The following is a 12926-nucleotide window of genomic DNA, read 5'->3' on the forward strand; positions in this document are numbered from 1 at the left end:
TCTAGAGGTCGAGGTGACGATTCATCGACATGGCCTCATCGGCCAGATCCGGTATCTCGATCACCTCGACACCGTGGTCGCGCAGACTCTCCACGCCGACACAGTTCTCGACGAAGGTGCGGGGTTCGCGCCACGCGATGACCACCCGTGGGATTCCGGCCGCCAGAATGCGATCGGTGCACGGTGCGCGATCGGCCGAGGCGCGGATCGAACACGGCTCCAGACTGCTGTAGATGGTGGCCTCCGCCAGCCGGGGGTCGGCGCCGAGCTTGTTCAGCGCCGATTCCTCCGCATGCACCTTGGCATCGGTTTCCCGGGAGTAGCCGTGGGCGATTTCCACGCCGTCCGGTCCGACGATGACCGCACCGACGGAGAAGGCGGTGCTACTGGGTGGGCACAGCCGGGCCAAGCCGATCGCGTGATGCATCCAGAATCGGTGTGCGCCCGGCGCACCCGGGATCCGGCTGGTCGACTCGCTCGTCCGCCACGCCTCGGATTCGGTTGTCACTGTGGGCCTTCCCTCGTCGTCGGGCTCCCGTCCGCCGGCCTGCCACCGGGCAGGTAGCGCAGTACCGCGATATCTCCCAGCCGGGTGACATCCCGCAAGACCATTCTGCGCCGAGAACCGCCCGGAAACTCCGCCGGATGCAGGAAACGTGGTGCGGCACTGTCGCCGACGAGTACCGGTGCGACGGCCAGCAGCAATTCGTCGGCCAGATCCGCGGCCAGGAACGCGGTGTGGATTCGGCCGCCGCCCTCCACCATCAGCCTCCCGATCCCGCGCGCACCGAGGTCGTCGAGGAGGGCGCCGAAGTCGACGGTGGCGCCCAGGGTGACGATCTCGGCGAATGCGGCCGGCCGGTCGCCGAGCCGTTCGCGACCGGCGGTGGTCGTGTAGACGAGCCGATCGCCGCCCTGCTGCCAGAGCCGCAGCCCGGGATCGAGGTCACCACTCGCACTGACGATTACCCGCACCGGGAATTCCGGCTTCCCGGCCGCGACCCGGGCCTGTCGTCGCGACACACTGCCGACGAGCAGCCGCGGATTGTCCCGCCGCAGCGTCTCCGCGCCGATCAGAATCGCGTCGGATTCGGCGCGCACCTGATCGACGCGGTCGAAATCCTCGGCATTGGACAGCAGCAGCCGCTCCGGTCCGGCATCGTCGATATATCCGTCGATGCTGGTGGCCACGGATAGCACCACATACGGTCGCGGCATGATCGCTCAGACCAGCGCCGCGACCTCGGCCTCGAGCGTGTCGATCAGTCTCTCGGCGGGGCGCTGACCGCAGACCTCCAACCAGTTGGCCAGCATCCGATGCCCGCCCTGGGTCAGGACCGACTCGGGATGGAACTGCACCCCGTGGATCGGCAGCTCGCGGTGGCGCATGGCCATGACGATGCCGCTCTCGGTCCGCCCGATCACCTCGATCTCCGCGGGCAGCGTGTCCTCGAGCACCGTGAGCGAGTGGTAGCGGGTGGCGGTGAACGGATCGGGCAGGCCGGCCAGAACTCCGGACCCGATGTGGAAAACCGAACTCGTCTTGCCGTGCAGCAGCTCCGGCGCCCGGGTCACGGTCGCGCCGAACGCCTCACCGATGGCCTGATGTCCGAGACAGACACCGAGCAGCGGGATACTGTGCCGGGCACAGGCACGGACCAATTCGATACTCGCGCCGGCACGATCGGGCGTACCCGGTCCGGGGCTGATGAGCAGCCCGTCGTAGTCGGTCACAACACTGTCGGCCGGATTCAGCCGGGGGTCGTCGTTACGCCAGACCGTCGCCTCGACACCCAGCTGCCCGAGGTACTGCACCAGGTTGAATACGAAGCTGTCGTAATTGTCGACGACCAGAATGCGCATGGTAGGAGCGTACGTGGCAACGCCATCGATACGCAGCTGAGATAGCCTTTAGTCAGACCTGCACGCCGAATACGAGGACGTCATGCCCAAGTCGAAGGTCCGCAAGAAGACCGACTACAGGATCAATCCGACCAGCCGCACACCGGTGAAGGTGAAAGGCGGCCCGTCGCCGGTCTGGTATGTGTCGATCATGCTCGGCTTCATGCTGGCCGGGCTGGCGTGGCTGCTCGTCTACTACCTGGGCGCCGATCACATCCAGTGGATGAGCGATCTCAACGCGTGGAACTTCCTGATCGGCTTCGGACTCATGGTCGTCGGGTTGATCATGACCATGAGGTGGCGCTGACTCCCGCGCACGGTTGGCGCCGGATGTGCTCCGCGCAGGTGGTGCTGATTGTGGTGCCACACAGGTCGTAGTGATTACACACGTGTTATTCATTCACATCTGTGGATGATTCTGTGGACAACTCGAGGAGCAATTGGGGACCGTGAGCGCATCCGAGTCCGATCACCCCGAGTCCGATCACCCCGAGTCCGATCACCCCGAGTCCGATCACCCCGAGTCCGATCACCCCGAGTCCGATCACCCCGAGTCCGACTCGCAGCCGTGGTCGGGCGACACCGACCCGGCGCCGCGGCTCGAATGGTCCACTCCGGCGCCCGCCCTGGCCGTGGTGGCGCTCGGAGGTGTGGCGTTCGCGGTCGCCGCGTTCCTCGCCTCCGATGGCGCCAGCCGACTGTTGATCGGGCTGGCCGCGGTCCTCATGCTGAGCTTGGCCGCGCTGGGCCTGCGTCAGCGTCCGCGGCTCACGGTGGTCCCGGGACCACCGGCGCAACTGGTGATCCGAGGCCTGCTCGGCCCGGCGGTGTACGGACCCGAGCAGATCCTGCGGGCCCGAGTGGTCGGCTTCCGGCGGCTGGGCCGCAGCATTCCCAACCTCGAACTGGATGTCGAGCACAAGGGTGACGAGCGGCTACTGATCTTCGGTCGCTGGGACCTGGGCACCCATCCCCAGGATGTGCTCGACGTCATGAGCGTGCACGGTCTGGCCCCGGCCGAACCGGGACAGCGCTGAGCCCACCCGATCCACTCGGGCCGGAATCGCCCCTCCGTGTCAGGCGAGAACCGCGGCGCCCGCGCCGATGAGTACCAGCGCCGACACGGCGATCCCGCCGACCGACGCCCATCCGATCCACCGGACCGAGTCCCGGGTCCGGGCCTGCAGCCATTGCGGGACGAACAGGATTCCGACAGCGGCGAGCGTTCCGGCCAGCAGACCACCGAGATGCCCCCACAGCGAGATTCCGGGCAGCGACACACTGATGAGCAGATTGATCGCGATCAGCACCAGCATCTGCACCGGACTCTGCCTCAGGCGCAGCAGGATGACGGTCATCGCGCCGAACAGTCCGTAGATAGCGCCGGAGGCGCCGGCCGTGGCGGTACCGGTGGCCAGCCACATCACCGCCGCCGAACCTCCCAGTAGCGAGGTCAGGTAGACCGCGAGGAATCGCGCCCGGCCCAGTACCAGCTCGGTGTCGCGGCCCAGGATGTAGAGCGCGAACATGTTGACCACCAGGTGCAGCGGCCCGTAGTGCAGAAATCCGGAACCGATCACCCGAATCCACTGTCCCTCGGCGACCTTGCGGGGCGACAGCACCCAGTCGTAGAACAACTGTGAGAGGTGGTTGTCGGAGACGCTGTGCGCCTGACTCGCGGTGACGGCGAATACCGCCACGTTGATCGCGATCAGCACGTAGGTCACCACCGGTGTGGTTCGTGCGGTGGCGGTCCGGCCGGCGGTGCCGACCGTCGGCCGGACGTCGTTGCGCCCAGTGGCCACACATTCGGCACAGTGCTGGCCGACGGCGGCCGGGCGCAGGCATTGCGGGCAGGCCGCCCGCCCGCATCGGGTGCATGCCAGTCCGGTGCTGCGATCGGGATGGCGGTAACAGGTCGATGCGGGCGGTTGCGGATTCACGAGACTCCGATGAGGTCAGTTCAGGGTGATGCTCGAGATCACGACCGGCTCCTTGGGCCGATCGTTGCGGTCGGTGGCGGTGGTCGCGATGGCGTCGACGATCTTGCGCGAATCCGCGTCCACCACTTCACCGAAGATGGTGTGGCGGCGGTTCAGATGCGGCTGCGCACCGACGGTGATGAAGAACTGCGAACCGTTGGTGCCCGGCCCGGCGTTGGCCATCGCCAGCAGGTAACCCCGGTCGAAACGCAGTTCGGGGTGGAACTCGTCGGCGAATTCGTAGCCCGGTCCGCCACGCCCGGTGCCCGTCGGGTCACCACCCTGAATCATGAAGCCATCGATCACACGGTGGAACACGCTGCCGTCGTAGAAGGGGCCGGAGGTGCCGCCGCTCGCGTTCTGCGTCGTGTAGGACGCACTGCCGTCGGCGAGGCCGACGAAATTACGCACCGTCTTCGGAGCGTGGTTACCGAAGAGCGAGATCTTGATATCGCCGAGGTTGGTGTGCAGCACGGCCACGGCGGTCTGATTCGGTGAGGTCACGCGGAATATCGTGCCATGTCGGCTAGGTGGCGGGATGTGCCGCCGCCTCCGGGCCTGTCGCCGCGACCGAATGCCCCAGCCGCGGCGGTTCCGCGGCCGGCTGCGGCAGTTGCGGGCGACGCGCGGCCGCCGCCCACGCGGCGCCACCGGCGACCGCGGCGAGGGTGGCCACGATGAGCCGATTACGCAACCGACCTGTTTTCCGGGAAGTCCCCAACTGCATGCCACCATGCTGTCACAGCACGTGCCCGTCCGCAGTAGCCGCAGGTGAACGGCTCAGCGGCTGACCGACCGCTTGAATTGCCGCAGCGCGAGCGGCACGAAGATCACCAGAATCGCCACCACCCAGATCAGCGTCGTCGTGACCGGATGTTGCAGTGACCACACGTCGGGCGTGGGATTCATCGGACTCGTGTTGCCGAACAGGTCGCGCGTCGCCTGGGTCACCGCCGAGACCGGATTCCAATTCGCGATGACCCGCAGCGGAGTCGGCAGCACATCGCTGGGAACGAAGGTATTGGCGATGAAGGTGAGCGGGAAGATCACCATGAAGCTGGCGTTGTTGAACACCTCCGGTGCCCGCACCAGCAAACCGACGACGGCCATGATCCACGAAATCGCGTAGGCGAACAGCAGTAGCAGCGCATAAGCCAGTACGGCCTCCAGGAACGACCCGTGAATGCGCCATCCCACGATCAGACCGGTCACCGACATCACTACCAGGCTCACCACATTGATCGCGACATCCGCGACCGTGCGGCCGACCAGGACCGCGGACGGCGCCATCGGCAGCGAACGGAACCGGTCGATGATGCCGCGCTGCATATCCTCGGCCAGGCTGGTGCCGGTGAACGTGGCGCCGAATACCGATGTCTGAGCGAAGATTCCGGCGATCAGGAATTCCCGGTAGGAGGTGCCCTGCACCGTGATCGCCGATCCGAAGATGTAGGCGAACAGCAGCACGAACATGATCGGCGACAGGGTCGAGAAGATCAGGACATCGGGTACGCGCTTGATCTTGATGATGTTGCGCTTGGCGATGGTGATGCTGTCGCTGACCACGATCGCAGTGCGTTCGGCCAATGCGGGCCGCTGGGTATCACTCACCGCGGTGATCATCCGAGTCGTCCTTCCGTGGCTTGTTCCAAGGTCTGTGCGGCATCGACCGGGTCGGTGGAATCGGCGGCCTCGTGACCGGTGAGGGTGAGGAAGACGTCGTCGAGCGAGGGCCGGCGCAGTGCGACGTCCTGAATCCGCACCCCGTGTGTGGACAACCGCGCGATGGTGTCGACGAGGGCCTGCGATCCGTCGTCGACCGGAATGGTGAGACGGCGCAATCCGGGTTCGAGGTGGATATCTCCCACGGCCAGACCGGTCAGCGCCTGCTGGGCCACCGCGAGCCCGTCGACGTGTTCGACGGTCAACTCGATGCGATCGCCGCCCACCAGTGCCTTCAACTCGTCGGCGGTCCCGCGGGCGATGACCGTGCCGTGGTCGATCACCGCGATGGCATCGGCCAGCCGATCGGCCTCCTCCATGTACTGGGTGGTCAGCAGCAGAGTGGTTCCGCCCGCGACCAATTCCTCGATGACATCCCAGAGATCCAGCCGTGCGCGCGGATCCAGTCCGGTGGTGGGCTCGTCGAGGAACAGGACCGGTGGATTCGCGACGAGGGCGCCGGCCAGGTCCAGCCGCCGCCGCATTCCGCCGGAGTAGCCCTTCACCGGCCGGTCGGCCGCCTCGCTGAGCCGGAAGCGGTCGAGCAGTTCGCGCGCCCGCTGTTTACTGCGCTGGATACCGAGGTGGTACAGCCGCCCCACCATCTCCAGGTTCTCGAAACCCGTGAGGTATTCGTCGACGGCCGCGTACTGTCCTGAGGCGCCGATATGCGCCCGCAACCGCTGCGGTTCGGCCAGTACGTCGATCCCAGCGACCGTGGCCCGGCCCGCGTCGGGGGTGAGCAGCGTGGTCAGCACACGGACCGTGGTGGTCTTCCCGGCGCCGTTCGGGCCGAGCAGTGCGGTCACCGTCCCCTCGGGCACGGCCAGATCCAGCCCGTCCAAGGCGACGAGCTTCCCGTACTTCTTGACCAAACCCTCGGCGATGATGGCGTCGGGCATTCTCTTCCCCTGCCGTTCGATGTGGACGTGAGGTTTCGCTACTGCCGTGCAGTATTGCCCAGACCACCGACAAGTTCATCCTAAATACGTACGAATCGGACTTTCGGCCGCCGCCGCGCCGCGTGCCGCACGCGACACACCCCACAGAGAAGAGGTGGTCGCATCCCGGAATCCGGCGGTGCTCGGGGGTGCCGGCGGGATGCGACCGACTCGATACTCTCCCGCCGCAGCCGCCCGGTCGTGAGTAGTGCGCTACCTGTGTACGCCCGCAACGGCTACTCACTACCCGCGCGGCGGCTCCCGAAGGTGTGAAAACGCCCACCGTAGACCGTCTGGGCACCCGCTCAGCTACCGATTCCATCGACATTCGACGGCACCGAAACACGCCGGTCGTTTCAAGTGGAATCAGTTTATTGCGTTGTACCGCAACATAATTCGGTGAATCGCAGTCGGCGGCAATCGAGTGCCGGGCAACCCGCTTCCAGCATCCCGCAACACGCCAGAGAAAAAAATTCGGAAACTAGCGGCCCTCATGCATACACAAACGAGAATCGTCGCGTAGGATCATTCACGTCGGCCCCTCCCCCCCGGGCCGACCCTACGCGGGCCTCGGCTAACTCCCCCCCTTCGCCGAGGCCCGCTTCTAATTTCCGGGCACTTCCGTCCTGGTCGCACATCACCGCCACGATCGTTCCGGCGGCCATTCGCATCGATAAACACCTGGACGGCAACAGCTTCGGCCCGTCGTCCCATTCGGCTTCAGCGCCCGTTTCGGCGCAATACGTGCGACCGCAGACGATTGATGCCGCGGACTCGCACACTGCGCAGGTGCCGCAGGGTGAACTCCGACTCCTTGCCCAATTGTGTTGCGACACCGTCGTCCACCAGAACGGTGCCGGGCCGCGCCACACCCGTCAGCCGAGCCGCGGTATTCACCACCGACCCGTACAGATCGCCGAATCGCTGCAGCACCTGCCCATAGGCGAGGCCGACCCGCAATTCCGGCGTGGTCCCGGCCTGGAACGTCGCCTCCTGAATGGCCAGCGCGATCCGCGACCCCGCCACCGCGGACTCGGCCGCGAACATCACCTCGTCACCGACGTTCTTGATCACCCAGCCGCCGTTCTCGGTGATCGCTTCGGTGGTGATGGTTTCGAAGGATTCCAGGAGATCGGTCAGTTCATCGGGATCCAGATGACGGGTGAGCCGGGTGTACCCGACCATATCCGCGAATCCGACAGCCAACTCGCGCAACGTTTCTCCGGTGCCGTCGCCCGCCAGAGACCGTGCCAGGGCAGCAGCCAGATGGCGGCGCCACGCATAGGCCTGTAGTTGCTGCAGAGCCGACACCACCTCGGCCGTCGCCTCCCGCGCGACCTCCGTCTCATCGACCGTGGGATCGTTCGCGGTGATCGTGCGGATGCGATCCGCGATCTCCTCCGCGACCAGATCCACCTGCCATTCGGCCAATCGCGCCATCGACTGTCCGAGGGTGCGCGCGGCCGCCTGCTGCCGCCGTACCTCGGCACCCGCCAGCGCATCGAGGCTCTTGAAATTCCGCACCGCCTGTACATCACCGGCGGTGTATTCGACGGCCTCGTCATCGGGATTGGCGGGAAATCCGAGCGAAACCCACAGTCGCCGTGACAGATCCGCGGGCACACCCGAGAGTTCCGCCACCTCTTCGCGTTTGTAGCGACGCGGACCTTCGAGGAGATACGGCTCGACAACCGACTGCACCAGCTTCGACAGCTCCGGGGACGCCATGATTCGACGATACGGATCCGGCGAGAACTCGACCGGCCGGTGGTGATTTGTCACAGTGCGTGTCCGCACGAGAACGGTGGTCGGGTTCCACGTGGAACCCGACCACCGCGATCCACGTCCAGGATCAGGCTTCGGCGCCCGGCTTCCAGGTGGCGATGGCCCAGATCACCACCACGTTCAGCGCGATCACCAGAATCGACCACGCCGGGTAGTACGGCAGCCACAGGAAATTCGCGAGAATCGATAGCGCGGCCAGGGTTATCGCCGCGACGCGGCCCCAGCCCGTTCCTGCCATCAGGCCGAGGGCGGCGATCACCAGGAGGATGCCCAGGACGATATGGATCCATCCCCAGGTTGTGGTGTCGAACTTGTAGACGTAGTCGACGCCCACGACGAACAGATCGTCGTTGGCGACCGCCGAAATCCCCTCCAGAATCGAGAGAACACCGACGGTGATCAGCAGGATCGCCGCAGCGATCGAGGTTCCGGCGGCGATGCCCTGACGGACTGGATGTTGTTGCGGGGTTGTTGTCATGGCGGAACTCCTTCCCAGCTGAGGGGCCTTGCCATGACTGTGCCCAGCGGAAGGGGCGTTGGCTTCACCCGTGGCGGGTGAGTGTGGTCCGGGTCGTTCCCCGGTCGCCGCGCGAATCGCGCGGTTCAGGTCTGTTCGTCCGGTTGCGGCGCCCGATCCTGGATCAGCACCCCGACCCAGCGCGTGGTCGGGTCGATATCGAGCAGCACTGCCTTCATCAGCAGCGTCAGCGGAATAGCCAGCAGAGCGCCGAGCGCCCCCAGTACCCACGACCAGAAAACCAGCGACAGAAATGTCACGGTGACGCTGAGCCCGACCGCGTCACCGACGAACTTGGGCTGGATGATCGACTGAATCACGAAGTTGATGACCGAGTACACGACGATCACCCAGAGCATCAGCACCGGCCCGCTGTCGAGCAGCGCTAGCAGCGCCGGCGGAACCAGTCCGATGACGAATCCGATATTCGGGATGTAGTTGGTGATGAAGGACAGCAGCGCCCACAGCACCGGCAGTGGTACGCCCATCAACCACAGCGCGCCACCGTCGAATATCGCGACGATCAAACCGAAGATCGTCGACACCACCAGGTATTTCCGCGTACCGATGGCGAATGCGCTCAATGCGTACGCGATCTCGGGACGCGCCTTGGCGACAACGACGAGTTTGCGATCGATCATCATGCCGTCGATGGCCATGAACAGCAGCAATGCGAGCACGAAGAACAGATTCGAGAAAATGCCCAGGGCGTTGCTCAGGGTGGCCGACAGCACGTCGACGACCTTGCCCACATCCATACCGTTGAGGGTGTTGTGGATCTGCTCGGTGTCCACTCCCGCATCGGACAGCCAGTGGCGCACCCCGCCGAGCATGTCGTTCAACTTATCGGTGTATTTGGGCAGTTCGGAGGCCAGCTGTGCGACCGAGAGCACCAGCGCGCCCAGTAATCCGAGCAAAATCAGGACGACGAGCACCAGTGCGGCGACCATTCCGATCCACGGCCGCCACCCGCGCCCCTGGACCCAGGTCTGCACCGGCTGGACGGCCATGGTCAGCATCAGGGCCAGAAATGTCGGTCCCAATATCCCGGAGAACGTCTTCATTCCGATGATCACCACGACCGCACCCGCGGCGGACAACACCACGATCAGTCCGCGCGGAAGCGACCAGGTCGCGCCGGAGGCAGGTGGAGGCGCGGCAGATTCGGCACGCGTGGGTCGAGCTCGTCGCGAAAGCATGGGAATATCCTCGCCGCTGGAGAGCACCTCTGAATTCTCCTGCGCGACCCTAACGCCACAGCCCGCCGCGGACGGCCTACGCCACGGCTGATTCGGCATACCCGAGACCGATTCGAAACCATGACGGAAGTCACAATTTGACCGAGTTCGGCAAATGAGTGGTGTACGTTTCAATTTGGAACCTTCAAGGCTTCAGGAAACTGCCTTCAGCAAAGGCAAAGCTCCGGGAGGCGCGTTGAATGATTCATCGGGTTCAGCCCACGCGATAGTCGATAGCTCTAGAGTTGCCACAGTTTGGGGTGGCCTGCAAATCGGCATGCCGAAGCTGTCCTTCACGCCTCTCCCTCTCGCCGAAGCCCAGGCCCGCATCGACGAGGCGATGGCCGGTGGCGGCCGGACCGTATTGATCTGCGCCCCTGCGGGAACCGGAAAGACGGTGCTGACCGCGGATTGGGTCGCGCGTCGTTCCGGTTGCCGTATCGGCTGGCTGACCTTCACCGGGCGCCGCGGAGAATCCGCCGACCTCTGGCATGCGATCGCCGGATCAGTAGGTCTGTCCGACGACGATGTGAACGGTCCCGACCTGACCTCCCCGCTCGCCGAACCGGCCCTGCTGGTCGACCGTTTGGCAGAACTGCCGGGGCGAACGGTACTGGTCCTCGACGATGCCCACCTGCTGACCGATCCGCTCGCGCTGGCCGGTCTGGACTATCTCGTCACGAACGCACCGGCCGGTCTGACCATCATCGTCACCGGACGATTCGACCCGCCGATGCGCTGGCACGTCCTCGAACTGAGTGGCCGGCTGATCCGCCTGAGCGCACGGGAACTCGCCCTCGACGAGGTACTCATCGCGCGACTCCTCGATCAGCACGGGCTCGACCCGGACGGCGACGAGATCGCGACGATTCAGCAGCTGACGTGTGGCTGGGCCGCACTCGTGCGGATCGCCGCCATCTATCTCGCCGCCGATCCGCAAGACCGTCCGACCGCACTGGCGACGCTGGCCTGCGCACCCCACGCGATCAGCGACTTCCTGGTGGGTGAGCTGCTCACCGCCCTGTCGGAGGATGCGCTGCACTTCCTGCTCACCACGGCGATTCCCGAGGAGTTCACCGTCGATCTGGCCACCGAACTCGCCGGTGACTCCGCGGCGGCCACACTCGAGAACCTGCTGCGTAACAACCTGCCGATCAAATGCGTCGCCCGAAACGGCGAGTTGTGGCACAGCTACCACCCCATGTTGCGGGCCTACCTACTCGCGGAGGCCGCGCGTTCGGTGCCGGATCGGATGCAGCCGATCCACCGCACCTGCTCGACCTGGTTCATCGATACCCGAATGCCCTCGGCCGCACTCCATCACGTCCTGGCCGAACCGGGCCGGCCGCAGTTGTCGCGATTCCTTCGCGAGCACGGACCGCGCCTGGTGTTCGGCGGTGACGGCCCGGCCTTCTTCGCTCGGCTCGACGACATCGGCGAACTGGCCGACGATCAATTCGTCCAGCAGCTACGTATCGCCGAAGCGGTGGGCCGCGCTGATATCGCGGCGGCCACCGCCTATCTCGATCGGCTACTGGCCGAACCGTATTCGGCCTCCGCGCTGGTACCCACCTCGTGGCTGACGATCTTGCGCGAGGCGGTGACCGCCGACGTCGCGGTGGCCACGGGTAACAGACCCGCGGCCCCCAACCTGACGACGCTGACCCCGACCGGCCACCCCGAACTCGACTGCTACATCGTGCTGCAACTGTCGAACGCGTATCTGCATCGCGGCGATATCGCCCCGGGCGAATCCGGCCTGTGGCATGCGCTCGCCCTCGCCGAACGGGCCGGACTGGGTCGTTTCGTCGTCGAAGCCGCCACCAGGCTGGCCCTGTGCGGCGGCTTCGACGGCCATCTCACGGTCATGTGCGAACGTGCGGAGTACGCGGTCGAACTCGGCGGAAAATACGGGTTGCGTACCGATCCCGCGATCACCCACGCGCGGGCGATGATCGCCTACGTCCGCTATCTGCAGGGCGCTGCCCTCGATCCGCACGCCGCGCAACTGCCGACCTCGGTGCGGTCCTCCCCGGTGCCGGTCGGCGACCGGCACGCGCATGCCGTCTTCCGGCTGCTCGAATTCGATTCCACCGCCGACCGCTTCCCCATCGCCGATGCGCTGCGGCTGCAACTGCTGGAGATACTGGCCGATCGGACCCCATCGGCGCAGTCGGGCGATCTGATCCTGCACGCGGTGCTCGCGCTGCTGCGGATTCAATCTCGGGTCAGCGCACAGACATTGGTCGAGCGCGCGGTCGCGGTGCTGGGGCATACGCCAGATGTCGTGGTCGCGGAGGCGGCGCTGTCGGAGTACGCGCACACGTCTTCGACGACACTGGAACTACTACGGCCACTACTGAACCGGTGCGAGGAACTGCGCCCGGTCCCGGCGGTCGCCGCGTGGCTGCTCTATGCCTCGGCCTGCGACCACCTCGACCGCCCGGTCAAGGCCTACGAGGCACTGTCGAATGCGCTGGGGCGCGCGGCCGGGGACCGCATCGTCCGGCCGTTCGTGGATGTGCCCGGAATCGTTGCGCTGCTGGACGGTTCGGTGGGCCGCTTCGGACATCACGACCGGCTGGTCGAGCAGATCCGGTCACATCCGCTGGCCCGGACCGCGGCACACAGTCCGCGGCTGACCGAGACCGAGATCTCGGTCCTGCGCCAGTTGCCGTCCGGGATGACAACCCTGAATATCGCCGAGGGCATGGGGGTTTCGATCAACACCGTCAAAACCCATCTGCGAGGGATCTATCACAAACTCGGCAGCGGCTCCCGGGCCGCCGCGATCGCGCGCGCCCGTGAACTCGGCCTGATCTGAGCCCCACTCGGTACG

General features: G+C 65.7%; 14 protein-coding genes. 3 read left to right on the forward strand and 11 right to left on the reverse strand.

All coding sequences use genetic code 11. The annotated features are described in order from the left end of the window. Nucleotide 1 precedes the first annotated feature (1 nt). From LKD76_RS00765 to LKD76_RS00775, 3 genes are read right to left on the reverse strand one after another with little or no spacing between them, the layout of a single operon-like run. On the reverse strand, nt 2-508 hold the full coding sequence (locus tag LKD76_RS00765) for a dCMP deaminase (protein WP_227978981.1): 507 nt from the start codon (nt 506-508) through the stop codon (nt 2-4). After that, the gene (locus tag LKD76_RS00770; RefSeq protein ID WP_372465678.1) at nt 505-1191 is read right to left on the reverse strand and encodes a RibD family protein; all 687 of its coding nucleotides are present in this window, start codon (nt 1189-1191) and stop codon (nt 505-507) included. The genes LKD76_RS00765 and LKD76_RS00770 overlap by 4 nt, the downstream gene beginning before the upstream one ends. A 33-nt stretch (nt 1192-1224) precedes the next feature. After that, on the reverse strand, nt 1225-1863 hold the full coding sequence (locus LKD76_RS00775; RefSeq protein WP_227978983.1) for an aminodeoxychorismate/anthranilate synthase component II: 639 nt from the start codon (nt 1861-1863) through the stop codon (nt 1225-1227). A gap of 82 nt (nt 1864-1945) precedes the next feature. Here LKD76_RS00775 and crgA point away from each other — a divergent pair, with 82 nt between their 5' ends. Together crgA and LKD76_RS00785 are read left to right on the forward strand one after the other, a co-directional pair. Next, nucleotides 1946-2209 carry a cell division protein CrgA gene (gene crgA, locus LKD76_RS00780; protein WP_227978984.1) on the forward strand — a complete coding sequence of 88 codons (264 nt, stop codon included), beginning with the start codon at nt 1946-1948 and terminating at the stop codon, nt 2207-2209. 142 nt (nt 2210-2351) lie between these two features. Next, complete coding sequence (locus LKD76_RS00785; protein WP_308188500.1) at nt 2352-2939, forward strand: PH domain-containing protein; 588 nt, start codon at nt 2352-2354, stop codon at nt 2937-2939. Nucleotides 2940-2978: 39 nt separating this feature from the next. On the opposite strand, the gene LKD76_RS00790 is transcribed toward LKD76_RS00785, so the two are convergent. The 8 genes from LKD76_RS00790 to LKD76_RS00825 form a co-directional block, all read right to left on the reverse strand. After that, a complete protein-coding gene (locus LKD76_RS00790) occupies nt 2979-3845 on the reverse strand; it encodes a rhomboid family intramembrane serine protease (RefSeq protein WP_227978985.1) in 867 nt (288 codons plus the stop codon). Nucleotides 3846-3860: 15 nt separating this feature from the next. After that, nucleotides 3861-4388: a peptidylprolyl isomerase gene (locus tag LKD76_RS00795; protein ID WP_227978986.1), complete on the reverse strand. Its 528-nt coding sequence runs from the start codon at nt 4386-4388 to the stop codon at nt 3861-3863. A 22-nt stretch (nt 4389-4410) separates the two neighbouring features. Continuing rightward, nucleotides 4411-4611 carry a hypothetical protein gene (locus tag LKD76_RS00800; protein ID WP_227978987.1) on the reverse strand — a complete coding sequence of 67 codons (201 nt, stop codon included), beginning with the start codon at nt 4609-4611 and terminating at the stop codon, nt 4411-4413. Nucleotides 4612-4664: 53 nt separating this feature from the next. Further along, nucleotides 4665-5507 carry an ABC transporter permease gene (locus tag LKD76_RS00805; protein ID WP_227978988.1) on the reverse strand — a complete coding sequence of 281 codons (843 nt, stop codon included), beginning with the start codon at nt 5505-5507 and terminating at the stop codon, nt 4665-4667. Next, nucleotides 5504-6508: an ATP-binding cassette domain-containing protein gene (locus LKD76_RS00810; RefSeq protein WP_227978989.1), complete on the reverse strand. Its 1005-nt coding sequence runs from the start codon at nt 6506-6508 to the stop codon at nt 5504-5506. Before LKD76_RS00810 ends, LKD76_RS00805 begins: the two co-directional genes overlap by 4 nt. Nucleotides 6509-7267: 759 nt before the next feature. Beyond that, a complete protein-coding gene (locus LKD76_RS00815; protein WP_255659552.1) occupies nt 7268-8275 on the reverse strand; it encodes an adenylate/guanylate cyclase domain-containing protein in 1008 nt (335 codons plus the stop codon). Nucleotides 8276-8399: 124 nt separating this feature from the next. Further along, on the reverse strand, nt 8400-8810 hold the full coding sequence (locus tag LKD76_RS00820) for a DUF7144 family membrane protein (RefSeq protein ID WP_227978990.1): 411 nt from the start codon (nt 8808-8810) through the stop codon (nt 8400-8402). A gap of 125 nt (nt 8811-8935) precedes the next feature. Then, the gene (locus LKD76_RS00825; protein WP_255659553.1) at nt 8936-10048 is read right to left on the reverse strand and encodes an AI-2E family transporter; all 1113 of its coding nucleotides are present in this window, start codon (nt 10046-10048) and stop codon (nt 8936-8938) included. A gap of 316 nt (nt 10049-10364) precedes the next feature. On the opposite strand from LKD76_RS00825, the gene LKD76_RS00830 reads away from it, so the two are divergent. Then, complete coding sequence (locus LKD76_RS00830) at nt 10365-12911, forward strand: winged helix-turn-helix domain-containing protein (protein ID WP_227978992.1); 2547 nt, start codon at nt 10365-10367, stop codon at nt 12909-12911. The last annotated feature ends 15 nt before the right edge of the window (nt 12912-12926 follow it).

This window comes from Nocardia spumae, assembly GCF_020733635.1.
GTDB classification, from domain to species: domain Bacteria; phylum Actinomycetota; class Actinomycetes; order Mycobacteriales; family Mycobacteriaceae; genus Nocardia; species Nocardia spumae.

What these genes read in the sequence shown, in the direction of transcription:
- LKD76_RS00820 (WP_227978990.1), bottom strand. Translation starts at nt 8,810, where the DNA reads ATGACAACAACCCCGCAACAACATCCAGTCCGTCAGGGCATCGCCGCC.
- LKD76_RS00815 (WP_255659552.1), bottom strand. Translation starts at nt 8,275, where the DNA reads ATGGCGTCCCCGGAGCTGTCGAAGCTGGTGCAGTCGGTTGTCGAGCCG.
- crgA (WP_227978984.1), top strand. Translation starts at nt 1,946, where the DNA reads ATGCCCAAGTCGAAGGTCCGCAAGAAGACCGACTACAGGATCAATCCG.
- LKD76_RS00775 (WP_227978983.1), bottom strand. Translation starts at nt 1,863, where the DNA reads ATGCGCATTCTGGTCGTCGACAATTACGACAGCTTCGTATTCAACCTG.
- LKD76_RS00800 (WP_227978987.1), bottom strand. Translation starts at nt 4,611, where the DNA reads ATGCAGTTGGGGACTTCCCGGAAAACAGGTCGGTTGCGTAATCGGCTC.
- LKD76_RS00805 (WP_227978988.1), bottom strand. Translation starts at nt 5,507, where the DNA reads ATGATCACCGCGGTGAGTGATACCCAGCGGCCCGCATTGGCCGAACGC.
- LKD76_RS00810 (WP_227978989.1), bottom strand. Translation starts at nt 6,508, where the DNA reads ATGCCCGACGCCATCATCGCCGAGGGTTTGGTCAAGAAGTACGGGAAG.
- LKD76_RS00825 (WP_255659553.1), bottom strand. Translation starts at nt 10,048, where the DNA reads ATGCTTTCGCGACGAGCTCGACCCACGCGTGCCGAATCTGCCGCGCCT.
- LKD76_RS00830 (WP_227978992.1), top strand. Translation starts at nt 10,365, where the DNA reads ATGCCGAAGCTGTCCTTCACGCCTCTCCCTCTCGCCGAAGCCCAGGCC.